22 protein-coding genes and 1 pseudogene are annotated in these 24,184 nt (G+C 58.4%); 9 read left to right on the top strand and 14 right to left on the bottom strand.

Annotated features, from left to right (window positions below):
- The 4 genes from NGM29_RS10605 to NGM29_RS10620 form a co-directional block, all read right to left on the bottom strand.
- The gene (locus NGM29_RS10605) at positions 1–1,587 is read right to left on the bottom strand and encodes a multicopper oxidase family protein (RefSeq protein WP_254156094.1); all 1,587 of its coding nucleotides are present in this window, start codon (positions 1,585–1,587) and stop codon (positions 1–3) included.
- A 124-nt stretch (positions 1,588–1,711) separates the two neighbouring features.
- Entirely contained in the window at positions 1,712–2,659 is a 948-nt protein-coding gene (locus tag NGM29_RS10610; protein WP_254156096.1) for a zinc-binding dehydrogenase, read from the bottom strand.
- A gap of 672 nt (positions 2,660–3,331) precedes the next feature.
- Positions 3,332–3,964 carry a universal stress protein gene (locus NGM29_RS10615; protein ID WP_254156098.1) on the bottom strand — a complete coding sequence of 211 codons (633 nt, stop codon included), beginning with the start codon at positions 3,962–3,964 and terminating at the stop codon, positions 3,332–3,334.
- A gap of 51 nt (positions 3,965–4,015) precedes the next feature.
- Positions 4,016–5,068, bottom strand: a complete 1,053-nt coding sequence (locus NGM29_RS10620; protein ID WP_254156100.1) for an NAD(P)-dependent alcohol dehydrogenase — start codon at positions 5,066–5,068, stop codon at positions 4,016–4,018.
- Between the two features lie 733 nt (positions 5,069–5,801).
- Here NGM29_RS10620 and NGM29_RS10625 point away from each other — a divergent pair.
- Positions 5,802–6,248, top strand: a complete 447-nt coding sequence (locus tag NGM29_RS10625; RefSeq protein WP_254156102.1) for a DUF8147 domain-containing protein — start codon at positions 5,802–5,804, stop codon at positions 6,246–6,248.
- A gap of 291 nt (positions 6,249–6,539) precedes the next feature.
- Complete coding sequence (locus NGM29_RS10630) at positions 6,540–6,893, top strand: hypothetical protein (protein ID WP_254156104.1); 354 nt, start codon at positions 6,540–6,542, stop codon at positions 6,891–6,893.
- 235 nt (positions 6,894–7,128) lie between these two features.
- Here the strand turns inward: NGM29_RS10630 and NGM29_RS10635 are convergent, their stop codons facing one another.
- Entirely contained in the window at positions 7,129–8,418 is a 1,290-nt protein-coding gene (locus NGM29_RS10635) for an MFS transporter (RefSeq protein ID WP_254156105.1), read from the bottom strand.
- Between the two features lie 3 nt (positions 8,419–8,421).
- Positions 8,422–9,534: an MBL fold metallo-hydrolase gene (locus NGM29_RS10640; protein ID WP_254156106.1), complete on the bottom strand. Its 1,113-nt coding sequence runs from the start codon at positions 9,532–9,534 to the stop codon at positions 8,422–8,424.
- Positions 9,535–9,623: 89 nt separating this feature from the next.
- Between NGM29_RS10640 and NGM29_RS10645 the strand changes: the two genes are divergently transcribed.
- Positions 9,624–10,358 (top strand): helix-turn-helix domain-containing protein, encoded by a 735-nt coding sequence (locus NGM29_RS10645; RefSeq protein WP_254156107.1) that lies wholly within the window; start codon positions 9,624–9,626, stop codon positions 10,356–10,358.
- A gap of 64 nt (positions 10,359–10,422) precedes the next feature.
- Here the strand turns inward: NGM29_RS10645 and NGM29_RS10650 are convergent, their stop codons facing one another.
- The 4 genes from NGM29_RS10650 to NGM29_RS10665 form a co-directional block, all read right to left on the bottom strand.
- Positions 10,423–11,385: a DUF3179 domain-containing protein gene (locus NGM29_RS10650; RefSeq protein ID WP_254156108.1), complete on the bottom strand. Its 963-nt coding sequence runs from the start codon at positions 11,383–11,385 to the stop codon at positions 10,423–10,425.
- 192 nt (positions 11,386–11,577) lie between these two features.
- Positions 11,578–12,297 carry a cupredoxin domain-containing protein gene (locus NGM29_RS10655; protein WP_254156109.1) on the bottom strand — a complete coding sequence of 240 codons (720 nt, stop codon included), beginning with the start codon at positions 12,295–12,297 and terminating at the stop codon, positions 11,578–11,580.
- A gap of 66 nt (positions 12,298–12,363) precedes the next feature.
- Positions 12,364–12,771 carry a hypothetical protein gene (locus tag NGM29_RS10660; RefSeq protein ID WP_254156110.1) on the bottom strand — a complete coding sequence of 136 codons (408 nt, stop codon included), beginning with the start codon at positions 12,769–12,771 and terminating at the stop codon, positions 12,364–12,366.
- 36 nt (positions 12,772–12,807) lie between these two features.
- Positions 12,808–12,999 carry a hypothetical protein gene (locus NGM29_RS10665; RefSeq protein ID WP_254156112.1) on the bottom strand — a complete coding sequence of 64 codons (192 nt, stop codon included), beginning with the start codon at positions 12,997–12,999 and terminating at the stop codon, positions 12,808–12,810.
- A gap of 258 nt (positions 13,000–13,257) precedes the next feature.
- Here NGM29_RS10665 and NGM29_RS10670 point away from each other — a divergent pair, with 258 nt between their 5' ends.
- Positions 13,258–13,743: an ester cyclase gene (locus NGM29_RS10670; RefSeq protein WP_254156113.1), complete on the top strand. Its 486-nt coding sequence runs from the start codon at positions 13,258–13,260 to the stop codon at positions 13,741–13,743.
- Between the two features lie 11 nt (positions 13,744–13,754).
- Here NGM29_RS10670 and NGM29_RS10675 read toward each other — a convergent pair whose 3' ends face one another.
- On the bottom strand, positions 13,755–14,672 hold the full coding sequence (locus NGM29_RS10675; protein ID WP_254156114.1) for a metallophosphoesterase: 918 nt from the start codon (positions 14,670–14,672) through the stop codon (positions 13,755–13,757).
- A 150-nt stretch (positions 14,673–14,822) separates the two neighbouring features.
- Between NGM29_RS10675 and NGM29_RS10680 the strand changes: the two genes are divergently transcribed.
- Together NGM29_RS10680 and NGM29_RS10685 are read left to right on the top strand one after the other, a co-directional pair.
- Positions 14,823–15,458, top strand: coding sequence for an SOUL family heme-binding protein (locus NGM29_RS10680; RefSeq protein ID WP_254156115.1), 636 nt, complete (start codon positions 14,823–14,825; stop codon positions 15,456–15,458).
- Positions 15,459–16,078: 620 nt separating this feature from the next.
- On the top strand, positions 16,079–17,230 hold the full coding sequence (locus tag NGM29_RS10685) for an amidase (RefSeq protein WP_254156116.1): 1,152 nt from the start codon (positions 16,079–16,081) through the stop codon (positions 17,228–17,230).
- 129 nt (positions 17,231–17,359) lie between these two features.
- Here the strand turns inward: NGM29_RS10685 and NGM29_RS10690 are convergent.
- From NGM29_RS10690 to NGM29_RS10700, 3 genes and pseudogenes are all read right to left on the bottom strand, one after another.
- Positions 17,360–17,666: pseudogene (locus NGM29_RS10690) on the bottom strand (IS5/IS1182 family transposase); the annotation flags it as partial.
- Positions 17,667–17,732: 66 nt separating this feature from the next.
- Positions 17,733–18,746: an Acg family FMN-binding oxidoreductase gene (locus tag NGM29_RS10695; RefSeq protein ID WP_254156117.1), complete on the bottom strand. Its 1,014-nt coding sequence runs from the start codon at positions 18,744–18,746 to the stop codon at positions 17,733–17,735.
- A 120-nt stretch (positions 18,747–18,866) separates the two neighbouring features.
- The gene (locus NGM29_RS10700; RefSeq protein ID WP_254156118.1) at positions 18,867–19,574 is read right to left on the bottom strand and encodes a hypothetical protein; all 708 of its coding nucleotides are present in this window, start codon (positions 19,572–19,574) and stop codon (positions 18,867–18,869) included.
- Between the two features lie 324 nt (positions 19,575–19,898).
- Here NGM29_RS10700 and NGM29_RS10705 point away from each other — a divergent pair, with 324 nt between their 5' ends.
- The 3 genes from NGM29_RS10705 to NGM29_RS10715 all read left to right on the top strand — a co-directional run bounded on the left by NGM29_RS10705 (position 19,899) and on the right by NGM29_RS10715 (position 23,791).
- A complete protein-coding gene (locus NGM29_RS10705) occupies positions 19,899–20,138 on the top strand; it encodes a hypothetical protein (protein ID WP_254156120.1) in 240 nt (79 codons plus the stop codon).
- A 365-nt stretch (positions 20,139–20,503) separates the two neighbouring features.
- Positions 20,504–21,586: a potassium channel family protein gene (locus NGM29_RS10710; RefSeq protein WP_254156122.1), complete on the top strand. Its 1,083-nt coding sequence runs from the start codon at positions 20,504–20,506 to the stop codon at positions 21,584–21,586.
- Positions 21,587–21,748: 162 nt separating this feature from the next.
- Positions 21,749–23,791, top strand: coding sequence for a cation:proton antiporter (locus NGM29_RS10715; protein WP_254156124.1), 2,043 nt, complete (start codon positions 21,749–21,751; stop codon positions 23,789–23,791).
- Positions 23,792–24,184 lie beyond the last annotated feature (393 nt).

Below are 24,184 nucleotides of genomic sequence, written 5' to 3' on the forward strand. Positions count from 1 at the left end.
TCACTCGTATTCGAACACGCGAGCCATCCCCCGCTCGAGGTGGTAGACGTTGTGGCAGTGGAACAGCCAGTCGCCGGGATTGGTTGCGCGGAAGTCGAACGTCACCTGATCGCCGTGGGGCGCGACGAGGACTGTGTCCTTGACCGCGTCGCCGACCTGGAAGAAGTGACCGTGGAGGTGCATCGGATGGATCGCTGGACTGCGGTTCACCATCCGCACGCGGACGTGATCGCCCTCGCTAATCTCGAGCGGGTCGGCGTCCGGGTACACCTCCCCGTCGATAGTCCACGCGTCGGCGTCGGCGCCACCCATCATTCCGCCCGACAGCGTGAAGTCGAACGTCCGGTCTGGTTCCCCGTCGAGATCCAGCGGCTCGAGCGCCTCGAGGTCGCCGTACTCGAGTTCCCGGCCGTCGAACGACGGTCGGTCGACAGAGCCGTCGTCGGTATTCTCGTATCGCAGTCTCGCTTCCGCGGGATCCTCGGCGCCGACGACGGGTTCCGCGACGATAGCCCATTCACCTGGGGAGTCTGCCTCGAGGATCGCGTCGTATCGCTCGCCCATGCTCACGACGAACGAATCCACGTCGACGGGTTCAACCGGTCGCCCGTCGGCGTGCGTGACGGTCAGCGAGTGTCCGCCGACGCCGACGCGATAGGTCGTGGCGCTACTCGGATTGATGAAACGCAGACGAACGCGCTCGCCCTCTTCGACGCCGAACACCGGTGGATTCGACGGGAGGCGACCGTTAACGAGTAGTCCCTCGTACGGCGGTCGTTGACTCATCATCTGACTGTCGGGGCCCATACCGTCGCCAGGGCCCATTCCATCGCCCGGGCCGCGACCGTCGTCAGGCCCATCCCCGCCTCCGGGACCCATGCCGCCACCGTCACCACCGCCCCCGGGACCCATGCCGCCTGGGCCCATACCGTCGTTCGGACCTCGTCCATCGCCCTGCCCGCCGCCACCGCCAGGACCCATCCCGCCATCGCCGCCTGGTGGGGCTTCGATCGAGTCCAGCGCAGGTTCCTCCTCGAGGTAATCGTCGAGTTGTAGTGTATACTCGCGGTCGTACTCGACGTGCGGTGATTCCTCCTCGACGATCAGGGGCCCGTAGAGCCCCCTATCGAGTTGCAATCCGACGTGGCTGTGGTAGACGTACGTCCCCGCCGGCGTCGCCTCGAACTCGTACTCGAACGTCCCATCGGACGGAACGGGTTCTTGCGTGACGTCGGGGACGCCGTCCATCGGGTTCGGCACGGGAACGCCGTGCCAATGAATTGTCGTCTCCGTGGGCAACTGGTTCTCGAGCGAGACACGAAGCGTCTCCCCCTCACTGATTCGGAGTTCGGGGCCGGGAACCTGCTCGTCGTACACCCACGTTTCGAGGCTCTCGTCCGATCCGACGTCGACCGCCTCGCTCGAGGCGACTATCGTTTCCTCCTGCGTGCCCTCACCATCCTCCTGTGCGGACCGCTCGAGTACAGCCGATCCGATTCCGCTTGCGACTCCCGCGATTCCGAACAGAGTTGCGCCGCCGATGCGCAATGCTTGTCGTCGCGGGATGGTTCGATCGGTGGCGTCCATCAGGGAAGGGCCCACGACTACCGGGAAAAATGAGGGGCATGCCAGTGCGCGTGAAACACTCGAGGTCACGAGGCGTGCTGAAGAGAAGGCGCGAATATGGTTGAAACGGATCGATACCCTAACGTTACTTGTCGTCGACGGAAAGCACTATCTTGCCGGTAAGGCCACCCTCCTCGACCATCTCGTGGGCCTTCGCCACGTCCGACAGCGGCAGGACCGAATCAATCACGGGCTCGAGGCGGCCCTGCTCGACGAGTCGGCGCAGTCCGTCGAGAGGGCGTCGATCCCGCTCGAGGAACAGCATCTCCACGGTCAGGTTCTTCTGGTAGGCGGTGCCCCACTCGCCTTCCGGCTCGAGGATCGTGACCAGTCGCCCGTGAGGCTTCGTGATGTCGGTGCTCTCGACCAGCGTCTCGCCGCCGACGGTGTCGAAGACCAGGTCGACTGGTTCGTCGAACGTCGACTCGATCGCCTCGACGAACTCCTCCGACTCGTAGTCGATGGCGAGCGTCGCGCCGAGGTCTTCGGTCTGTTCGACGGTCGCGGGACTCGTCCTGGCAGCTACCCGTGCACCAGCGGCGTCGGCGATCTGCACGGCGTGGGAACCGACGCCGCCAGCACCGTGGATCAGCACCGTCTCGCCGGCAGTCACGTCGCCACGTTCGACGATCGCCTCCCACGCGGTCCCGCCCGCGAGGGGAAGCGCCGCCGCCTCTTCGTGAGAGAGCGACTCGGGCTTTCGGGCGACGATCGACTCATCGGCGACGTGATACTCGGCGTAACTACCCTGTTCGCCGAAGATCTCGGGCGTGTAGAACACCTCGTCGCCCGCCTCGAAGTCGGTGACCTCGTCTCCGATCCCTTCGACCACGCCGGAGACGTCGTATCCGATAACGGTCGGTGGAGTGATCCCGGCCCACGAACCCGCCTGACGAATTTTGCAATCGACGGGATTGACCGACGAGGCGTGAACACGAACGAGGACCTCGGTCGGCCCCGGAGTCGGCTGATCGACCTCACGTTGTTCGAATACCTCGGTACCGCCGAAGTCGGTGATAACCATCGCCTCCATGCACGGCCGTACGATCAGTGGTGCCGTATACGTTGGCCCTGCTGGAACCACTTGCTCGTCGCCCGTCTGCGGACCGAGTCGATCGTCACAGTCCACCAGTTCGAACTGTTTTGCGCTTCAAGTCACTATCTGCGTGGTCCTTCATCTCTAACCAAACTAAGCCCCGATAGACGGGGTCTCCGAACGTTGCGTTTTGACCGCGTGGGACGATTACAAGTGAGTGGGAATCGCGACGAGATTGATAATAATCGCACCACCATGACAACCTGTCGCGCTATCTACCGTGCGCGACAGTATCGATCCGATCAGTACCCACCTATTAGACCCTGACCTGGGATTGGTGACGGGTACCTTCCTCCCCGTCGCCAGTTCAGTTGCGAAGTTTTAGACGCTGGTACGCTCTGGTCAGTCACATCTAAACATAGTGGCGAGCCATGCGGTCTCAAACGCCCTTTCGTCGTGGATGGGCTGACGGCGACAGCCGAACGATTGCGAAAGCCCATCGACGACGTCGTCTGCATCAAAACGCCAACGTAGTTCAGTGCAGGTAATCGGATTTCTACCACTTCGACCAGTTCTCAGATACGGAGGGAATAACGTGCCCCAACGAGAATCGAGTTCGAGGTGGCGCGCGTCAGTTACCAGTCACCTGTCACCGGTCACCAGTCACCGTCACCGCCTCTCGATCCGAGCAACCCGAGCGTCACCACTCGAGCGCTCGATGTGAACGTTGAACTGCTCGTGGTCCGCTTCCGTCCGAACGATCCAGTACCCGCCCTGTTCATACGGTTCCTCGAGCACGGTCGCGTCCTCGTGGCCTTCATTGGCGAGCATGTCTCGAGCCACTTCGATGGCGTGTTCGGCGGTTTCAACGCCGGCCTCCGCCGCCGTTCGCGTCACCAGCACCGACGCGTCAGCCCCACGCAGGACGCGCTCCGTGACGCTCCCGATCAGGAACCGATCAAGACCGCGTCGATCGTGTGTCCCCATCGTGATCAGGTCCGCACCGTGTTCGTCGGCGTACTCGAGAATGCACTGGTGTGGCGACCCCTCTTCGATGGCCGTGACGACGTCCACGCCCTCCGGCGCTCGGCGGGCCGCTTCCTCCGTCACGGTCTCGCCCTCGTCTCGAAACGCTTCGGACAGTTCCTCCTCGGACGCTTCGAACGAGTAGTTTTGCTCCACGTCGATGACGTAGAGCACGTGAACGGTCGCGCCGAAGCGCTCGGCTACCTCGTAGGCCTGTCCCACGGCACTGTTTGCGGCGTCGCTTCCGTCGGTCGGCAGCAGAATCGTCTGGTACATACCCAAACGTCACCGGCCTTCCTCATTATATTCTCGGGCCGCTCTTGAATCCTAGTCGAAGTGAATTAGCGGTTTGATGATCCCATCCTCTTTGCTCTCCATCAGCCGGAACGCCTCTTCGATTTCGTCGAAGTCGAACTCGTGGGTAGTCATCGGCGTTGGATCGACCAGCCCCGCCTCGAGGAGTCGTAAGAGCCGTCGCAGTCGGAGCCGACCGCCGGGACAGAGGCCGGTGACGATGTCCTTTTCGGCCATGCCGACGCCCCACTCTTCACGCGGGACGTTCACGTACTCGCCCTCGCCGTGATAGCCGATGTTCGAAATCTTCCCGCCGGGCCTGGTCACCGCGACGCACTGCTCGAGCGTCGCCGAGGAACCAAGGGCTTCGATGGCGGCATCGACGCCCCTGTCGTCGGTCAGTTCACGGATTCGCTCGACGGGATCGTGCTCCTCGAAGTCGACGATCTCCGTCGCTCCGTAGTGTTCGGCGAGTTCCTGGCGTTCCGGGACCGATTCGACCGCGAGGATCTGTCCTGCCCCCTGGAGTGCCGCACCTTTGGTGGCCATGAGGCCCACGGGACCCTGGGCGAACACCGCGACGGTCCCACCGATGGGGATGTCGGCGTGCTCGGCACCCATGAACCCCGTGCTCATCATGTCGGTGGTGTACACCGCCTCCTCGTCGCTGACGTCGTCGGGAATGTGGGCCAGGTTTGCGTCCGCCTCGTTGACGTGAGCGTACTCCGCGAACGTGCCGTCTTTCACGTTCGCGAACTTCCACCCGCCGAGGGCGCCGTTCGACTGCGACGGGTGGTCGTCCTGGGCCGCTTCCGACCCCCAGTCTGGGGTGATCGCACCGACGACAGCGCGGTCGCCCGGCTCGAATGACTCCACGGCCTCGCCGACCTCCTCGACGATGCCGACGACCTCGTGACCGAGCGTGAGGTTTTCCCGATCGCCGATTGCGCCGTGAACCGTGTGTACGTCGGATGTGCAGATGAGCCCCTTCGTCGGACGAAGAATTGCGTCGGTCGGGCCTGCTTCCGGTTCCTCTTTCTCGGCGAGTCCGGTTTCGCCGATCTCATTCATCACGAACGCTTGCATGACTGTAGGCCGTACCACAGCCGTCGTCTTGAAACGCTATTGGCCCTCTCACTGAATTATCACCTGGGGAAATGTGGAGGGGGACTCGCCGACTCGAGCGTCACACTGCGGCTCTACTCGAGTCGTCGATGTCGACGCGGACCGAGTGCGGCGTCTGATGCCGTGCGTCTATTCGCTCGGGCCCAGCGGCTGTTCAGTACGACCGCTGCGAGCAACTGCTAGCGTGAGAGTGAACGGAAGTGCCAGCGAATCCGAACGCCGCCTCAGTCGTGAGTGGCGCGGCTGACTAACACGGGGCGGTCGGTTTCGAAGATAGACCGATTGGGTGACGCTTCCGAAGACCGCCTTCCGATGGAGGGTTGCTTGCGATCGCCGAGGACGTTCGCTTCGACCGACCCCGATGCGTTCGGCAGCGTCATCACGAAATCCGCCTGGGAGAGTGCTCGATCCTCGTCTATATCGACCGCTATGAGCACGCGAACACGGATCGTCACTCGACGCCCATCCCGGTGAAGATACGTGCCGAGGGGCAGTCAGCGACAGGGCGCTGACGAGTAGCCGATTTCCGGCCATCGATCGTTCTCTCCCCGAGCAGCCATCGGAGCTATGGCGGAGGCCCACGTGTTTCTCTCGGTCGGGATCCCGTTCGTGGCCGTCCTCGTTCAGCAGCCATCTTTCTCTGTGCCCGGGAGTCAGCAAAGAGGGATATATTCTCAGCGGCCGTATAAGAACCATGAACAGTATCCTCAAGGTCGCGGTGAGTGTGGTCGTCGGCATTATCGGCTTTCTCGTGATCGGGATCGGCGTGACCGAGGCCCTCGACCCCTACGTCTGGCCCTCCGCGATGCTAGGGCTCCCTGCCGGCCTCACGGCCGGGATAGCCCTGGTCTTGCTCACGCACCTGGGCGTCACGTACCGGGAAGAAATCACTGCCACTGGCCGGAGCACTGAACGGACGGTACGTCGCCTCCGGGCGACAATAGCGGGAATCATCGGGTTCGTCGCCGGCGGTGGACTCGCGGCGGTGGTTCTCTGGACGCAGGCGGTCGGCCTCGCAACAGCGATGATATTCGGGCTTCCCGTCGGAATCTTCGTGGCGGTGCTGGCCGCGGTTCTCGTCTCCCGTCGTGATGGGACGAGCCGCGCCTCATCCGGATCGCCTCCGGCGAACTCGCCGTAAGCCCGCTCTTCCTGGAGACGATCGATACGGAAAGGTTCGACGGGTAGCCGACCGTCAACGTCACGTATTGCGGATGCTGAGAGTACCTGGCCTGACCAGGCTCAGATACTGCCACTCCTGTGTCTACACATCTCGAGGAGACGAGAGCCAGCGGAAAATGAGTGGACCGGGCCCCGCTCCAGGTTACACGATTGCGCTGTGAATCTACTGGCCTCTTCGTCCGCATAATTCCCACACATGGATCGTTGCACTATCGTTATCGTTGTGCTCTTGCTCGCGGTACTCCTCCCGATGTGGTTCGTCGTGTCACAGGGCGGACCATCTTCGGAGGAAGCCCGGATCGATCACAGTGTCAGTGAGATCCGGCCGCTGGATGGGTTCGTCGATACACCAAACAAACTCTCTCCGAGCCAGGTAGGGGTGATCGTCTGGATGGCGCTGTTCAGCCTCGTCGGCGTGACGGAGTTTTTCCATCGGTTCATAGACCGGGCTGCCAAGCCCGATCCAGACGCCGAGGCAACCGTCGCCGACGGTGGCCGCGTCGCCTCTCCCTGGATCGAATCCGATGATCGCTGGATCGTCGCGTATCACCCCTCGAGCGCCTCTGTGCACTCGCGGCAGACAGCCCATCGAAAACCTTGGTGAGGAAACCATCCAACTTCCGTACTGTTGTACTTGCTCATCTGTTAGATCCCTATCCAGGGGCTCACTGAGTAGACCTACGAGCAGCTTTAGACGAAAAACTCGTAGTGACCAGTTTTCCCTTCATCCGTGACATGATCGCGGTCAACCGGTTCGGATTCGGGAGGAACTCGGCGTCGCTACGAACAGAATCTGGGTCGGATATCGCGACCAACTATGAAAAGGGCGTTCTACTGATCTAGTCTTCAGACGCTGGCCGAGTGGCTGGTTTGGTAGCTGGCGCAGGTGGCTCGTGCGTTCCGAACTCGGGGTGGGTCTCTTCCATCCACAGGTAGACGATCGCGCCGGAGACGAACATCAAGATTGCCGTCATGTAGAACGCGGCTTCGGCGTTCACGAACTGCATCGCGAGGCCGATCAGGATCGCGCCGACCCCGTAGCCCGCGTCCCGCCACATCCGGTAGACGCCCATTCCCGCCGACCGCCACGACGGGTGAGCGGCGTCGCTGGGAACGGTCATCAGATTCGGATAGAGTAACGCCATCCCCAGCCCGGAGACCGCGGCCAGGGCGGCCCATGGGAGATAGCCCTCGACGAACACCATGCCGAGGACGCCCGCTCCCGCGAGGAACATCCCCGCGATGACCGGCGGACGCCGTCCGATGCGATCGGCGAGGCCGCCGGTGCCAATCTGGAGGAAGTACATCGCGCTGTGGACACCGACGACGACGCCGACGGCTTCGATCGCGAGCCCCTGACTCGTGAGATAGAGCGGCACCGCGATCCAGAACAGCGTGTCGACGAAGTTCTCGATGTGGCCGGCCTGCGCCGCGGCGAACAGCGTTCGGTCGCCGTACGTTGCCCGCTTCAGCACCTCATTGAAGGGGAGGTTCGCGTCGTGGTGGTCGTCGTCCCCCTCGTGCTGCGCGAGGTGAACCGTTTCCTTGATGAGGAAAATGGAGATGAGGAGCGCGAGCACTACGACGACCGCGAGGAAGTAGAACGGCTCCGGTCGGAGGCTCGTCCGGCCGGCGATGACGCCCGTGATCCAGGCGCCGGCGGCGACCCCGGTGTAGCCGAACGCCTCGTCGATACCGACGGCGAGCCCGCGCTGGTCGGGGCTCGCAAGATCGATCTTGGCGTTGATCGCCATGCTCCAGGTCAGCGCCTGGTTGATCCCGAGCAGAACGTTCCCGACGGTGATCCAGCTCCAGCTGGGGGCGTAGATGAGGATTATCGGGATCGGTAACGCGGTGAGCCAACCGAGCACGAGCACCGGCTTGCGACCGTACTCCTCGCCCCACTTCCCGGCGTAGAGGTTGAGTAGGGCCTTGACGAAGCCGAAGGAGACGACGAACGAGCCGATGACGAGAAACGACTCGACGCCGAGTACGTCCTCGCCCAAAACGGGTACGACGGTGCGCTCGGAACCAATCGTCAGTCCCGTTGCGAACACCAACAGGACGTGCAGCGAGAACTGCCCGAGGTGTTCGCGAATCCCCTGTTTCAGTGTAGTTGCCTCGCTCATGGATTACTCGGCAGCACAGCGGTTTGGACCCAGCTCGAGTTCGGACAACTCATCGTCGGGGACGTCTTCCTGCCCGACGTTCGTTCGCTTGACGCGTTCGAAGTTCGGCGGGTGATCCGGAATATCCGAGGCGAGCGTCTCGACGAACGCTTCCCGATCGCGTTCGAGGTCGGTGTTCCGTTCTCGAACTTCGCCTAGCGTCGCGGTCACCGGGGGTTCGGGCGACCCGGGATCGTGTGCCGGGAGGACGACTACGTCGTCCGGGCGGTCCAGCAGCCGCTGGAGACTCTCGTAGAGCGTCGCGGCGTTCGCTTCGGCGTCGGAATCCTCGATACCGGCTTCGACGCCGAGTTCGACGCGGCCGACGCTTTCGTGAAAGAGCGTATCGCCCGTAACGAGCGCCTCGCCGTCGATATCGAACGAGACGCTTCCCTCGCTGTGGCCGGGCGTGTGAATAACCTCGATGGCAACGCTCCCGACTTCGACCGTCTCTCCGTCTTCGACCGGGGTCGCGTCGATAGCGAGTGCATCCTTCGAGTGGAGATAGTACGGAACGCCGTGGCGTTCGGCGAGTTCCGCACCGCCGGAGACGTGGTCGGCGTGTGCGTGCGTATCGAAGACACTGACGAGTTCAGCATCGTGGTCGTCGAGAATCTCCTCGTACTCCTCGAGGTAGTGTGAGGGATCGAACATGGCCGCTTCACCGTCGGAAATCAGGACGTGAGAGAGACACCCCTTTCCCGGACGAGCGACCTGGACGAGCGTTCCGTCGAGGGTGGTCGGGACGGGCGCGCTCCGGTGAACGCGACTCCACCCGTTCATCCCGTCCGTGAGCGTCGCAGCCTCGTACCCGAGTTCTTCGAGCACATCCGTTGCGGTTTGCGAGACGACGCCCGCAGCACAGACGGTAACAATCTCCTTCCCGTCGGGGAGGGTTGCGAGGGCCTCCTTCGCCGTATTGGGGTTGTTGGCCAGTTCGTCGTAGACGTCGACGTTGATGCTATCCGGGATATGCCAGTCGTCGTACTCCTCCGTGTGACGGATATCGAGCACGAGCAGATCATCTGTATCGGTCTGCAACCGGTTACCGAGTTGCTTGGGACGAATCTCCGACATCAGTGGTTACCCATACGAGGGATTTTAGGATATAGGTGCTGCCGGTCATGACCGGCATCGTTATTTCTATTCGGTCCATCTACCCGTGTATGAGTCTCTACGAGGCCTCCTTCCGGGTCAAACACGAGTGTCCATATCGGGAGATCTCGGAACACTACCCGGACCTCACAATCCGCGAGTGGTACCTGAGCGACTGCCAGGTAATCGAGATCACGTCCCCGGAATCGCCAGCTGCCGAACTCCTCGAAGAAATCGACAATCTGGGGACGATCCTTCACAAGTCGATTGATTCGTCCGGTCTCCACGTCGTCACACAATCTTGCCTCTGTTCATTAGAGGACTCCATCATCGAACGGTTCGAGGAATACAACTGTCTGTACCAGCCGCCGACGATCCACCGGCAGGGCTGGGAGCACTACACGGTAATCGCGTTCGACGAGGGTGACGTCCGGGCTCTCCTTCACGATCTGGAGGTCGATCGAGACATCGAAGTCCTCTCGAAGACGGCGATTACAGAGCAGCAAATCCCTCACAGTATGTTGGCTCCGGTCGATCAGTTGTTCGAAGACGTGACTGAACGACAGCTGGCCGCGCTTCGGCTTGCCCTCGAGAGCGGGTACTACGAGCAACCACGGAAGACGTCACTCCGGGAATTGGCCGATCAGACGGCCGTTGCTCGCTCGACGTTCGAAGAGCACCTCCGAAAAGCGGAGAACAAATTCCTCACTAACGCCGGCCAGTTCTTACGGCTCGTCACCGCCACTTCGTCGTCCGATCCGCTCCAGATTGAAAAGACGCGGCAGTCGGAACAGATTGCCGACTAGCCGAACGGACACCATCAGAGTGAGGACGTTTGACTGACCGCCAGTAAGCACCCTATTGGTTTCCTCAAGATTGGAAAAACGCGTCCGGACCGTGATCGTCCTGCCAGGCGAACGCAAAGAGTCGTCGTGCTGGTAGTCGTATCAATTGTCGCCCATCGGCTGCCTCTCCCGTTGCACCGTTCCACGTCGTCGAATCGGCGTAAAATTCCCCGTCAGTCCCTGGCTCGAACTCGTATCCCGGATCTTCGAACGCGTGTATGCCGTCGTCGGTCGCGAATACGACGACGTCGGTTCCAGCGATCGTTTCGCACACGACACTGTTCGAATCGGCTACTCGAGGTAATGGAAAGCCGAGTGCCTCGTCATCGAATTCGAGTCCCAGAACGACTGTTTTCGGCTCGAGATCCGTCCGGTCCCAGGATCGCATATCATCCGTTCCACGGTGAGCGGCCAGCCCGAACCCGTCGCTCTCGAAGTAGCCCGTGTACGGTTGGTCGTCGTACGTGACCGGGGCGGGAGTGTCGTCGTCACTTGCGGCTTCACTCTGAGCATTCTCCGGGGGCTGAAGAACGACGCCCTCTGGATATCGGTCGCGAAACGTTCCCCACGTCATCATCGCGCCAGGGCGCATCGTCAGGTGCCGCCCTTCGAACGCACCGGCGATACACTCGCCGGTTGATTGTTTCCACTCCGATCCGGTTTTCCGATCGTATATGACCAGGTCGTCGTCGGCGAGTTTTCCACTGACGCCGAATGTGACGGCTTCGTCGTCGATGGTGCGCTCGTAGACGATCGCACTCCCGCATAGTGGGCACCACGTCACCGCGATCGGAACCGTCTCACCGTCACGTTCGAGCACGTCATTTACGATTTCGTGATAGTTGAGAATCCGAGTCGGATACGCCTTCGCCGGCATCGAATCGACAACGATGACGTCGTCGTTCCTGTCGCCAGAATACCCCGTTCCGAACGTTGGGCTGTCGATACTCGGAATTGCGTCCTTTGGCACCACCTGTCGAACGTTCATGGATCTACCGACAGCGGTGTCTCTCATAATTTCGCTGTTTCTCTCTCTACGGAGAGGCCAGGAAGCAGACTACCGTCAGTGTGCGCCAGTACACTCGTCGTTCACTGCAGAGGAATTCCAATGACGGATTGGAGCGGCCAACAGTTCGCATCACAAGACTCGCCAGCAGTCTGCATCTCGAATTTGGCGACCTTAGACTAGTTCGATCGACCCTCGCATTGAATTCGGATGGACCTGGCAGTAGTACTCGGCCATCGCTTCGGTGGCAGTGAACTCGACGGTTTGGGTTGCGCCGTCCTCACCCATCAACTCGCTGGCGAGGAGGTTCTCACCGTTCTCGTCTTCGATCGCGAAGTTGTGTTGCTGTCCGTCGACGTTCTCCCATACGAGGACGTATTCAGTTCCTTCCTCGAGTTCCAGGGGAGGATTCTCCGTGTCGGCAATCGCGTCGGGAGCGTCGCCCATCCAGGCGGCGGCATTACCGAGGAGTCGGAAGTCGCCCTCGTCACTGCCTGCTCCATCCGAAGCCGATTCGTCTTCGTCCGCGCCGGGGAATTCCCAGTCTGCGAACGGGCCGTCGACGATTTCATCCTGTTCCCACATCGCGTGGATGAACGGTTGGTGGTCACCATTGGGGAGTTCGAACGCTGTCGGTACCGGGTCGTACACGGGCCCCTCGTCGGTCGGCCTGATCGGTAACACCACGCCGTGGGTGTGATGGATCCGACCCGCGATCGTTTCGTCTGGCGCGAGCGGCATCTCCTCGTCGAGTACGATCCGATATCGTTCGTCTCGAACCGTCTGGGTCGTCATGAAGTGGATGAGGCGGAACCCATCTTCGGTAGCCAGCTTGTCATTGATATGTACGTTTCCGACTCCCCAGGATGCGCCGTAGGCGTACACCTGCGGCATCAGCGGGGATCCGGTTCCCGTGATTCCGTGGTGCCAGGCGCCCGTAAATACGCCGCCACCGGTTTCCTAGCCGGGTATCGGCGGTTTGACGACGTGATCGTGTTCGAGTTCGTACTCGTTGCCCGCCGGATCGGTGAACGACACGTCGAGAGCCACCGTATCGGTCGTCTCGCCCGGAGGGCCGGGCTGGTCGTACGGCTGATGATCCTCGTAGGTAATTTCGAACGAACCGTTCGTCACTTCGGCGTTGTCGCTGTACAGCGTCGGTTCGGTGAACCGTTCTTGAGCGATCCCATCCGACTCCTCGTCCTCGATCGGTTCGCGGGCTTCCTCGGGCGCGGCCACGAGCGGAGGCAGGTCCTGGAGGAGCTGCGGGATGGCTTCGTCGAGCGGCTCGGGGAACCCCTTCGCCTGTTCGATCCGCGATTGGAGTAGGTCGGTCCCGCGTCGCGGATTCTCCGGAGTGCCGAACACCTGGGGACTCAGTCGCCGCTCGCCCGGGAGCACCCACTAAAAAGCGTTTCCAGGCTCCTGTCTCACGGTGACCGTCTGCGTCTGTCCGTTGTCCACTTCGCCGCTATCTTGCTTTCCGTCCGATCTGGAGTCGTCGGCCCGACCGGTTCCGATGATTCGGTAGCCACCCAGGCCCCCGATCGATGCCAGTACGCTCACTCCGAGAAACCGACGCCGTGATGACGACATACACCATCAATCGTGAGGAACTGTTTAAACGCTAATTCGGTCGTGTACCGCCCTCAAGAAGCCATTACCGGTGAGGATATCGATCGGTGAACGGTCCGTTCGATTAGAACGAAAGGGTATCCGGCGAGTGTGGACGCCGGACAATGGAGACTAATCGCTGCACGGTGGTGGAATAGGCTATCCAGTGGATGTAAGTGTCCTGGAGTGGCACGGTCGAATACCAGGTGTCACAGCTCAAAACCAGGAGACAGCGGAACGATGAAGTGCTCCGTCAGGGATTCGAACCCTGGTCATTGCCGTGAGAGGGGACCAACAGATAGCCAGTCAAGGCGCATAGCCACTAGCTTGCGCGATGTCATCGAAGTATGGGAAGACCACGACCTGAATGCAATAAATGAGATCTATACATCCGATTATCGAGGGCAGGATTTCCCCTTACAGATACCGGTCACTCGAACCCGATATCGGAAGTTAGCTTCCCTGTTCATCACCACATTTCCGGATTGCTCGATCGAAGTCGAGACACTAACTGCTGATGAGGATTTCATCAATTTTGAGTGGATATTCACTGGAACACACACCGGCACAGTATACGGAACTCCGCCAAGTTACGCTGCGGTCTCGTTCACTGGAAAAGGACGCCACCGACACGAAAATGGAAAAGTAGCAGAAGTCTGGATGGATGTCGACTGGAAGCACCTCTATACACAACTAGCAAGAGGATACTGGACACGATTCCAATGAAAGAGATAGGGTTAATCAAACCGATTTATTTCTCTCATTTCGACGTTGCCGTCAGCCTCTCGGGTGAGACTGGATAGGGACTCAGGAGTTTCGATAAAGACTGCTTCACCACCTTTCGAGGCGAGGTTTGCGCGAAGCACGTTTTGACAGTACACACTCCCCTTGCGTTGGGGTATCGAGTGTCGAGTGTGTCCGACAACCTGCGGCGGTGCGTCTGGTGGGAGATGTTCAAAGTCGAGCCAGACGAGGCCCGCCCCGGGATTCTTTGGGTGACCGGTGCCAACGCCGAGGACGCGCTGATGTTCATCGATGATTCGCCTCTGCGTGCCCACGTCGTACTCGGTTCCGGCAGCCTCGAGCAGTTTCTTAGCGGCTTCGATGAGCGACTCGTTGACCTTCTCTACTCGATATTCGGTTGGCGACCCAGCGTGGACGTAGGTGACGTTGTATCCCTCATAGGCCGCGACTATGTGGCCAGCTACAATCTGTTCGAGGAATTGTCGTCGATCGTCTCCGCCTACTCTGCCAGCAAACCACTGCGTGTATCCGAAGTGATCAGGTGAGAGTATGATCGCTTCGTGGTTTCCAAGAGTGATCCGAACCCGCCCGGGCGGAGCCTCGTCAACAAGTCTGGCTACCAACGCGAGGACGCCCTCGTTTGCTGGCCCCCTATCGATAAGATCTCCATTGAATACGAGCACGTAATTTTCATCTGCCCAGTGGAGTGCCCCGTCATCTCCGGGAACGACCACTGGAGCGAACTCAGGATGATCCGCTAACGTCAGGAGTGCGCTTCGCGTTGGTTCGAGATAGCCGTGGAGATCACTGATACTGACGATTGTTGGTGGCGAGTCGCCGATGGATAGCCCATTGACGGAATCGCGGACGGAGGATGAGGGCAATGGCCCGTCCAAAATAGGGAGTGGCATCGTGTATGTATATTCTGTAGGCATTGTTGAAACCCTTAGGAGATGACCAGAGCTGCCTGCTGTATACAAAGTGTCCATGCAGCACGCAGAAAAACACGTCAACACTTGTCTGGGGAGTTCATTCATTTGTATGGACGGCGAGAGTGGTGTATGAGACCACTCACGAAGGCGGTAATTGTTGGCGGTGGCGTGGCATTTGTTGGCTGGGTTGGGTGGGGCATTTACTCAACCTGGAAGGCAAAATCAGTGCCATATGAACAGCTACGAACGCTAAACGGCGGTGAAATCCGTCATTATCCCCAGACGATTCGTGTCGAAACGACGGCATCAAATCAGCGGATTGCATTTCGGCAACTCTTCAGATACATCTCGGGAGCCAACCAGGGTAACGAGTCGATCTCGATGACTGCCCCTGTCGAAACACAGAACGGGGAAGCAATCTCGATGACTACTCCTGTTCGGTCAGAGGCGACTGAGACTGACGCTGATACGGTCCGGATGGCGTTTTATCTGCCCTCAGAATATAGTCCTGAAACTGCACCAGAACCGACGGAATCGGATGTTACACTCGTCACCGAGCCACAGAAGACAGTCGCTGTGGACCAGTTTTCTTGGTATGCTCCAGAGCCGCGGGTTGCACGACGGACACGGAAGCTTCTTTCCACACTCGAGCGTGAAGGAATCGAACCGGCAGGCGACCCCTATCTCCTCCGGTATAATGCCCCGTGGACACCACCGTTTATGCGACAGAATGAAGTGGCAGTCGATGTAGTCGAAGAGGACTGACTGTTAAAGTGATTGAGCCGTTCATAATAGGATGTTATCTGTAGTGCCAGATTCGGGAATGTGTATCTGACCTGACCATCCAACCGTGTGACATAGGCGCCCTCTATCTCGTAGAGACTCGGTGAACTCCCGAGAGAGTGTCAGAAGGAGCGTGCGAGATACAAAGAGTGAGTTCACCAGTGGGTTTAGGAACTACGGCCTATCGGTTACATCTGCTGAGGCGAGTCGACCCTGTGCTGGGGCCGTCCACCAGCATGAAACCTGCGGGCAAGTAGGGGGTGCTTGGGAGCAAACATTCTTGATTCACCTCGTGGGAATAGTTGCTGAATCTACATGGGTGAACATGAAAATGCGGTCCGAAAGGCAGCGAGTGATTTTGGCATCGCTCTCGACGAGGACGCGATCGGCGCTTACGCTGATGAAATCACCAAGACCTGTGAACAGCTCGAGACGCTTGATCCCTCGACGCCGGATGGGGATTTGGCAACTGATGTCCACGAGGGGGACGATGAGTACAACGCCTTTCGCTATCGTTGCTCACTGAAGGGAGACTCGGGCCAGCTAACAGGGCTAAAGGTAGCGGTGAAAGATAACATTGCGGTCGCTGGTGTACCGATGACATGTGGTCGACCGCCATCGAGTTCACTCCAGAGTACAGCGCGACCGTAGCTCGCCGTCTCGTCGACCATGGAGCTGACGTCGTGGGCACGACTAACATGGACGAGTTTGCATACTTCACGACGGGGGAGACTTGTGCCTACGGCCCTGTCGAAAACCCGGTGGTTGAAGGAAGTGTGCCGGGAGGCTCGTCTGCCGGATCCGCTGCCGCAGTCGCCGCTGATCTGGTCGATGTGGCACTCGGAAGCGACACCGCAGGGTCGATTCGCATCCCTGCATCGTTTTGTGGGGTCGTCGGATTCAAACCTACTCACCGTGCAGTTCCGTGCTTTGGATTTGCTGACCTATCGCCCTCGCTAGATCACATCGGCCCGTTGGCGAAGACGGTCGAAACGGCTGCACTGACGCTCGAGACGATTGGCGGACCGTCTGCCGAGGACCCCGGGACGTTGGGTGTCGAGCCTGCTACAGGACTAACTGACCTAGTTGGCGAGGGAATCGAAGGGCTCCACGTGGGTGTCGTTACGAAAATGATGGACAATGCGACTGAGGGCGTTGTTGAGCAGGTTCGAGGTGGTATCGAGACTATTGAGGACGCTGGCGCCACCGTCGAAGACGTATCGATACCCGAGATCGGAAACGCACCGCTGGCGTCAATGGGAATCATCGGTCCGGAGTTCGCCAAACTGCTCCGTACTAACGGGCAGGTCTATACCACAGGTACCGGCTACAGTGAGCCCTGGCGGACATCTGTGGCCACAATGACCGGTAGCGGCGGCTACGGTGAGATTGTTCGCAATCAGTTGCTGATTGGTGATGGCGTGGATGCGATTACTGAGGGTTCCGTGTATGTCGCCGCCCAAAATTTCCGACAAGCTCTCACTGCTAGCATAGACGACTTGTTCGAGGGGGTTGACGCGCTCATCACACCAACGACACCGATCCCGGCACCGGAATTTGGCGAGGTGTTTGATCTGGAGTCGTTCGTTCAGACCGTAGCGAACACCGTTCCATTCAATTTGACCGGCCACCCGGCTCTGTCGGTGCCCTGTGGGACGACCGAGAGCAAGCCCGTTGGGCTACAGATAGTTACTGATCGCCACGCTGAACCAACAGCCGTCCGCCTCGGGGCCATCGTCGAAGCAGAGCAATAACACTCTTTAATACGCTCAACAGGATGTCTATCAGCACTCCACGTTCGGCGATTTACATCTCTTTCGTCTGGGGCAGTTAGTACCGAATATGTGCTCTGGGGCTTGTTTAGACGCGCGAGATCAGTGGCATTAAAGCTTCACAGCTTGATCGATTTTCTGATGGCGGCCTTTAGGACGCGTTCTCTGAACTGGTTAAACCGCGTTCTCGCCCGCAACGTCTCGCCGAACCGATGTTTCATTGCATGAAGATCGCTTCAACGACCGACCCGCGGTGATAGATGTTTTCGTCGTGGTGAGCATTGTTCGCTTTGTCGAGTTCATGGAACTCTCGATGTTTGATTACCGGGCGGATGCCAGCCTCTCCGAGTCCGTGCTGGAGCGCGTCCCAGCCGTAGCTTTTGTCGGGGGTGATCGTGGTCAGCCGTGCCAGATTTCTTCGATTTGGAGGAGCTATCTGAAATTTGCAGAGTTCTGAGCAAATTAAACCCGGGACGGTGACACATCATAGCTGCGTTGAGAGGAACCTTTCAAGCGGCCAACGTGGTGTGTGATCCTGTGATTCATCTGTATACCCTAACCGGAAAAGATGCTGTGAAATACCGTCAGTAATTCCAACCTGAGTACCAAGCCTCTCTCGTTTTTCGGGGATTTCCAAAATCTGACTCATTGGATGGGTGACGAGATCGTCGGCGCTGGCAGCAAGGGCTAGCCGTTCGTAAGCTTGTCCAGCTTTGACTCGCGCCGGTGGGTCGTCGGTTGACGTGACGAGAAGTCCGATGATGGGTGCGCTTCGAACCAGCTCCGAATTTTTCTGACTCTCACGATCACCGAGGTCGAAATGAGTTACAACAGATTGTGCAATACGAGCCATAAGCCACGACTGGCCCAGCGCGCCGATCCCAACCCAGTAGCCGAGTTCTTTCCGGTACTCCGAATTGTTCATCTGGATCTGATCTGCTTCTGCCTGTAGCTCCCCGATTGATCGCTTTAGACCTGGCTCATCGATCAAATAAAGTGACACGACGTCTTCGAGAATGCTCTGGTGGAGCGTATCTCGCGTGGGTTGGGGAAGCGATCGATCTTCGAACAGTGCATGGCTCGTGTATCGCTCCGTGATTTGCTTGAACAGCCCTCGTGGTCGGTCGCTCGATTGATTTCCATCCGAGTGAAGGGTCACGACGGCAATGGAATCGGTTTCTCCGGAATCGTGGTACTGGATTCGATAGTCGAATCCAAAATGCTCTGCTGCAATGCAGAAATTTTCGATGGCACAGCCGAGGCTGAGATGTAACTCCCGTTTGTCGTGATCAGCCACCTCTAGCCAGCGCGTCTCGTCGGCAAAGATCTGGATGCGGTCTTCGTCTATCGTGAATTGCCATGGCTGTGAATTGTGGCTGGATGGTGCCAAGATCGCGTATCGAAGCAGGAACCGTGCCTGCTCTTCGATTGGCTCGTCTGCCGGGAATTCGTCCTGATCGAGTTCCCAGACCGTGGTCGTTAGCTCGTCCGAGTTCATGGCACGACGTCACCAAGGACGGGCTTAACGCTCTGGATCGGTCTGTTGATCGAACTGATCATGAAGTTACTAGGTACGACGCCAGAGCGAAGACTGAAAGCCGCGTGTTACACGCAGCGATCACGCACTACCGTCAGTCCCTGTTTGCCGGTCCGAGTAGATGCTTTCGTCTCGATCGAAGTGTTCAGCACGGGCTTTGATTCCACGCATAAGGCCGCACTCCATGATGAAATGCGGGAGTTCATACGCTAGATAGCGGAGGACATATCCGAGGACTGTTCGGGTTTTCGGCTTTTGACCCCGGACAATGAAACGTGTCGTCTCCTCGCTCGTCGGATCGAGATGGAACGTCCACGTCCCGCCATCGTATCCCTGGAGAACGAGCGTTCGGCCCGGTTCGATTCGTTTGACAGTCATCGCCGTGACTGGACTCTGTAACCAGTACTCTTCGTGAACCATGCGAATCGAATCTCCCTCCTCCAGTTCCTGAAGTTCCGGGACGATTCGATTGACGTTGTGGATATCCGCACCGGCGAGATTTTCAAGCCAGGTGTAACTGTAGAAGCCACCGCGTCCCTGTCCGAGTTGCACGATCCACGGCCATACGTCCTCACTTGCCGTCTCGACTGTGATCGCGCGGGTGGTTTTCTCGCTCGGTTCGGGGACGAGGTCGTCGCCTGGCAGCCGCCGGCTGATCTCCTCGTCGGTGGCGCCCCACGTCCTGTGCCACGGCCGGAGAAGAAAGTGATAACTCGTTACGAGCCCGGCCAACAGGAGCAGAATTACCGTGCCGTCGTGCCGACGCGTTGCCGTCAAAGAGAAATCCATTGTTTCTTCTCCTCGTCGAGAATGCGTAGCTGACTTGGGTTGTGCGCGTTGATATATTCGCCTCGGTATGGTTCCGATCATGGCCCTCACTGTGACTGAGTAGGACTTCCACCGACTAATAACGGACATTGAGTTCGCCGGGCAGATCACTTGATATCGACGATCTCATGATCTGCTACTTGATTCGGATTATCTAGACAATACTGACAATAATTTGATTACTGTGCTGGGTGCACATCTAGGATATGTACGAGACAATCCTTGTTCGTCGGGGTTAGCACTTGCCACTAAGAATGCAGCCGCAGAGTTACGAGAAGAGAAAGCATGACCGAAAAGTGTAAAATCGAACTATTGCCTGATGCAGAAACTCGCTACCGGTATCTTCAGGCCGGGTTTAGTATCATCGTCCTCATGTTCTTGATCGGACTGTTGGTGCTTGCAGTTCCAGCCCTGATCCCGATATCTGAAGTAATCGTGATGCCAGCGTTGTTTGTTGGACTTGGCCTGCTTCTATACAGCGTCGGAACACACCTACACATTATCACTCAAATATGCTCGAAATGAGAGCAGGTGACGAGAAACAATCCTGAGAAGAGAACCGAGAAGCACCCAACTTGATGAAAGACCCAGCAGTCTTCGGCCATGGCGAGAATAGGTGAATGGGAATGAGTATTGATCGCTGGGCAACGAAGACGACGCGATGGTTAACGAAGCTGAGCCTCGGATATCGCATCGCAGTGTACGTCGTCATTGTGGCCGTCATCATGAGTGTCTACACGGCCTTTTACTGGTACGGAATGGCCGTGTACGAGGACCGCAACCTCTCTCTCGCTGGCGCCCTCCAGACAGTCGTCCAGTCGTTGACGACCACAGGATACGGGCAAGACGCACCGTGGGAAACGACGATCATGAACCTGTTCACGATTCTGATGCAGTTCACCGGCATCCTGCTCCTCTTTCTCCTCCTACCACTATTCGTCGTGCCCTGGTTCAGTCAGTTTCTCCAGCAACGGCGGTTCGATACCGTCGAGCCACTCGAAAATCACGTCGTAATCTCCGGACACACACCGCTCGTCCACACGTTCATCACCGAGATTGAGTCACACGCTCATCAACACCCCTACGTAATCATTGAAACGGACCAAGATCGCGCGGTAGAGCTCCGCGATCTCGGACACACCGTGTTACACGGCGATCCGGAATCCGAATCTGACCTCCGGAAAGCCTCGGTCGAGAAGGCACAGGCAGCGGTCGTCGCTGGCGACGATCAATTGACGCTGAACGCTGCGCTCGCTATCCGCGACGTGGCTCCGATGGTCCCGATAACCGCAACACTTGAGGACGCGACACTCCGGCAGTATCTGCACTCGGCTGGCGTCGAGTACGTCGTACAGCCACGACAGGTCATCGGGCAAGCGCTCGCCACGCACTATGCGATGAGCGAGGGAATGCAGTCCGATCGAATCGTTATCCTCGGTCACGGAACGGTCGGCAGTACCGTTCGGTCGGCGTTGGAAACCTGGGGTGCGGATCCGACCGTCGTAGATATTGACGAGGGCGAACACGTGGACGTCGTCGGTGACGCAACTATTACGAAGACACTTCAAGAGGCGGGCGTAAAAAACGCAGACGCAGTCATCATTTCGCTTCCTAAAGACCGACAAGCACTGTACGCAACACTACTTGCCCGTGAGTTGAGTTCTACAGTCGATATTTTTGTGCGAGTGACAGAGAGCGAAGCAGTTGGACGAGTCAAACGAGCAGGCGCGGACTACGTACTTGAGTTATCGGAGATCTCTGGACAGATGGTCGCTGCTGCTGTCCTCGACGAGCCCGTTAGCGGTACTGACAGTGATATTCTGTTCACTCGTCTGAGCGACCCGGACGTAGAACTCTCAGCGCTCGACATTGACCGCATCATCGGTGTCAGTCGAAATGAGGAGTTGCATCTCGCACCTGATCATGATTTCGAACTCCAACAAAACGATCTTCTCATCTACGTAAGAGAGTGATACACCCAGCCGCTATCGATTCCGCCAGCTTGGCAAAAAGTCCGCTATTTCGCCGTGGAATTCGGCCCTTGTTGGTTTGTGACGCAAAGATATCGCCGAAAACGATCGGAGAGAGGATAGGTGAAGCGGTGGTATGACGTTTTGATCGGCGGTGAACTCCTAGTGACGCTGTTTCAAACCATTCCTGTCGAAGATCCGATAACGATCTTCGCGTTGGCGATGATCATCTTTCTCGTCGCACCACTCCTCTTGGAACGCCATCGATTGCCCGGCATTATCGGAATCATCCTCGTTGGGGCTGCGATCGGTCCGAATGCAGCTGGTATTATCGAGCGAGGGGATGCGATTGTTCTCCTCGGGGAGGTTGGACTGATCTATCTGATGTTCCTCGCCGGCGTCGAGATCGATATTAATAGGTTTTTTGATAACATCGGCCAGAGCATCATCTTCGGCGTTCTCGCATTCCTCATTCCTCAGGGAGTCGGTACCGTTTTCGGGATGTGGGTGTTCGGATTTTCGTTGCCAACGGCGTTATTGTTCGCGGCTATCTTCGCCTCGCATACGCTGCTCGCATATCCTGTTGCCCGTCAATTAGGGATCGTCGGCAATGACGCCGTCACAGCAACCATCGGCGGCACCGTGCTCACGAACGTACTCGCACTGCTCGTTCTCGTCATCGTCGTTGCTTCGGCGGAAGCACCCCTCGATTGGCTGTTTTGGGTGGAACTCGGGCTTGGCATCGCGCTGCTCTTCACCGGGATCTGGTATATCGTTCCGTGGCTCGGTCGCCGGTTCTTTCGGAGCCTCGCCGAAGAGAGTTATTTCGAGTTCCTGTTCGTCATGGCTGCTCTCTTCAGTTCAGCGGTTTTCGCTGAAGTAGTCGGAGCCGAACCCATTATCGGAGCGCTTGTAGCGGGACTGGCGCTCAACCGGCTCATCCCCGATCGAGGGCCGTTGATGAATCGCGTCCAGTTCGTTGGCAACGCGCTGTTCATCCCGTTCTTTCTCCTCTCGATAGGGTTGCTCGTTGATGTGACTGCGATTGTTGGGGGCCGCGAGTCGCTGCTGCTCGCCGGGGCACTGATCGGACTCACACTCGTTACGAAGTTCGTCGCGTCTTGGCTTACCGGCCTGCTGTACGCGTATGACCACGACCAGATCGGAAGCATGTTCGGGCTCTCGGTCGGACAGGCCGAAGCGTTAGCGATCGTGCTCATCGCGTTCGACGCTAGTATTCCCGGATTCGATACGGATATGATCAACGGCGCAGTGTTGATGATCCTCGTCGTGAGTCTGGTCAGTCCGATCGTGGTGGAGAAATACGGTCGAGCAGTCGTGACGAAAGACCGGCGAGGAAAACGCGAGTCGACCGACGTTCGCCAACGGATCCTCATTCCGTTTACTCCGGTCCCCGAGCACCACGAGAAGCTGATGAGGTATCACGAATCGCTGGTCGATCTAGCGTTATTTATCCGGGAGGAACAATCCACCGAACCGTTACACACGCTGGCGGTCGTCCACCCGGGACCGAAAACGGAACGAAAGGTTGCGACCGCCGATGCAGCAATCGCACACACGGAAGAGTATGCTGCCGGCGCAGAGGTGCCGGTAACGCTTCACACGCGGGTCGATCACAACATCGCCTCCGGGATCACTCGCGCAGCCGTTGAAAACCGGATCACGACGATCCTTCTCGACTGGGATGGGATGCGGCTCTATAGACAACCTCTCTTCAGTCAGACTACGCGGCAGGTTCTCGCATGGACTGATCAACTCGTTCTCGTCTCCCGAATCAGGGCACCTCTCAATACCGTCTCCCGAATCGTCTTCGTGCTTCCACCCGAGCTGTCACATGATCCAAACTTCTACGAGGTCGGACAGACGATCGAACGAATCGCAGCGGGTACTGGAGCACCTATCCGAGCACTCGTCGTCGAGGAGTCGGAGGATCAATACGAGCAGTTGTTCGGGAAACTCAAATCGAACACGCCTATTGAGAGAGAATACATCGATGACTGGGAACAATTGATTCGGGTTCTTTCCGAAGACGTGACGGCGGACGATCTCGTGGTGTGTGCGAGCGCTCGCCGAAACACTATCGGTTGGCGACCGGATCTTCAAGAACTGACCGAACGCATCTCGTCGCTCACGCCGGGTGACTTCGTCGTAATTTATCCGCCGGTCGGTAGGGGTACCGATGAGTAGCCGCAGTTGTCGATGGAATACAAACGCTCGAATTACCGAAATTTGTGAGAGTGAGATTCCTTCAAAACCGCGGATGAATGGTGAGAGAAACAACTGTAGCGATCGCAATCGTAGAGTAGGGTATGAGCCTTTTCGAAGTAGGTATCCCACTTACTGTCCTATTTGTTGTGTTTGGACTGATTGTCGGTATCCTCTTTGGGTTCTTCGGGATGGGGGAGTTTCTTTGTTACCCCTTCCCTTCTCGTTTTCGGGCATTCCGCCCCTTCTGCCGTCGGAACTGGACCCCGGATACACTCGAACAAATCACATCCGCTACCGCCGAAACGGATTTAGAGAAGCCACAAGGTCCAGAGGATAGTCTACCGTTCGGTCTTCGGCCACTCCTCCCGAACT

Origin of the sequence: Natronosalvus rutilus, assembly GCF_024204665.1 — an archaeon.
GTDB classification, from domain to species: domain Archaea; phylum Halobacteriota; class Halobacteria; order Halobacteriales; family Natrialbaceae; genus Natronosalvus; species Natronosalvus rutilus.

What these genes read in the sequence shown, in the direction of transcription:
- NGM29_RS10625 (WP_254156102.1), top strand. Translation starts at nt 5,802, where the DNA reads ATGAACAGTATCCTCAAGGTCGCGGTGAGTGTGGTCGTCGGCATTATC.
- NGM29_RS10670 (WP_254156113.1), top strand. Translation starts at nt 13,258, where the DNA reads ATGAAGTGCTCCGTCAGGGATTCGAACCCTGGTCATTGCCGTGAGAGG.
- NGM29_RS10665 (WP_254156112.1), bottom strand. Translation starts at nt 12,999, where the DNA reads ATGTCGTCATCACGGCGTCGGTTTCTCGGAGTGAGCGTACTGGCATCG.
- NGM29_RS10675 (WP_254156114.1), bottom strand. Translation starts at nt 14,672, where the DNA reads ATGCCACTCCCTATTTTGGACGGGCCATTGCCCTCATCCTCCGTCCGC.
- NGM29_RS10605 (WP_254156094.1), bottom strand. Translation starts at nt 1,587, where the DNA reads ATGGACGCCACCGATCGAACCATCCCGCGACGACAAGCATTGCGCATC.
- NGM29_RS10645 (WP_254156107.1), top strand. Translation starts at nt 9,624, where the DNA reads ATGAGTCTCTACGAGGCCTCCTTCCGGGTCAAACACGAGTGTCCATAT.
- NGM29_RS10630 (WP_254156104.1), top strand. Translation starts at nt 6,540, where the DNA reads ATGTGGTTCGTCGTGTCACAGGGCGGACCATCTTCGGAGGAAGCCCGG.
- NGM29_RS10635 (WP_254156105.1), bottom strand. Translation starts at nt 8,418, where the DNA reads ATGAGCGAGGCAACTACACTGAAACAGGGGATTCGCGAACACCTCGGG.
- NGM29_RS10685 (WP_254156116.1), top strand. Translation starts at nt 16,079, where the DNA reads ATGTGGTCGACCGCCATCGAGTTCACTCCAGAGTACAGCGCGACCGTA.
- NGM29_RS10655 (WP_254156109.1), bottom strand. Translation starts at nt 12,297, where the DNA reads ATGCCGCAGGTGTACGCCTACGGCGCATCCTGGGGAGTCGGAAACGTA.
- NGM29_RS10615 (WP_254156098.1), bottom strand. Translation starts at nt 3,964, where the DNA reads ATGTACCAGACGATTCTGCTGCCGACCGACGGAAGCGACGCCGCAAAC.
- NGM29_RS10620 (WP_254156100.1), bottom strand. Translation starts at nt 5,068, where the DNA reads ATGCAAGCGTTCGTGATGAATGAGATCGGCGAAACCGGACTCGCCGAG.
- NGM29_RS10640 (WP_254156106.1), bottom strand. Translation starts at nt 9,534, where the DNA reads ATGTCGGAGATTCGTCCCAAGCAACTCGGTAACCGGTTGCAGACCGAT.
- NGM29_RS10700 (WP_254156118.1), bottom strand. Translation starts at nt 19,574, where the DNA reads ATGGATTTCTCTTTGACGGCAACGCGTCGGCACGACGGCACGGTAATT.
- NGM29_RS10610 (WP_254156096.1), bottom strand. Translation starts at nt 2,659, where the DNA reads ATGGAGGCGATGGTTATCACCGACTTCGGCGGTACCGAGGTATTCGAA.
- NGM29_RS10650 (WP_254156108.1), bottom strand. Translation starts at nt 11,385, where the DNA reads ATGAACGTTCGACAGGTGGTGCCAAAGGACGCAATTCCGAGTATCGAC.
- NGM29_RS10680 (WP_254156115.1), top strand. Translation starts at nt 14,823, where the DNA reads ATGAGACCACTCACGAAGGCGGTAATTGTTGGCGGTGGCGTGGCATTT.
- NGM29_RS10695 (WP_254156117.1), bottom strand. Translation starts at nt 18,746, where the DNA reads ATGAACTCGGACGAGCTAACGACCACGGTCTGGGAACTCGATCAGGAC.
- NGM29_RS10705 (WP_254156120.1), top strand. Translation starts at nt 19,899, where the DNA reads ATGACCGAAAAGTGTAAAATCGAACTATTGCCTGATGCAGAAACTCGC.
- NGM29_RS10710 (WP_254156122.1), top strand. Translation starts at nt 20,504, where the DNA reads ATGCAGTTCACCGGCATCCTGCTCCTCTTTCTCCTCCTACCACTATTC.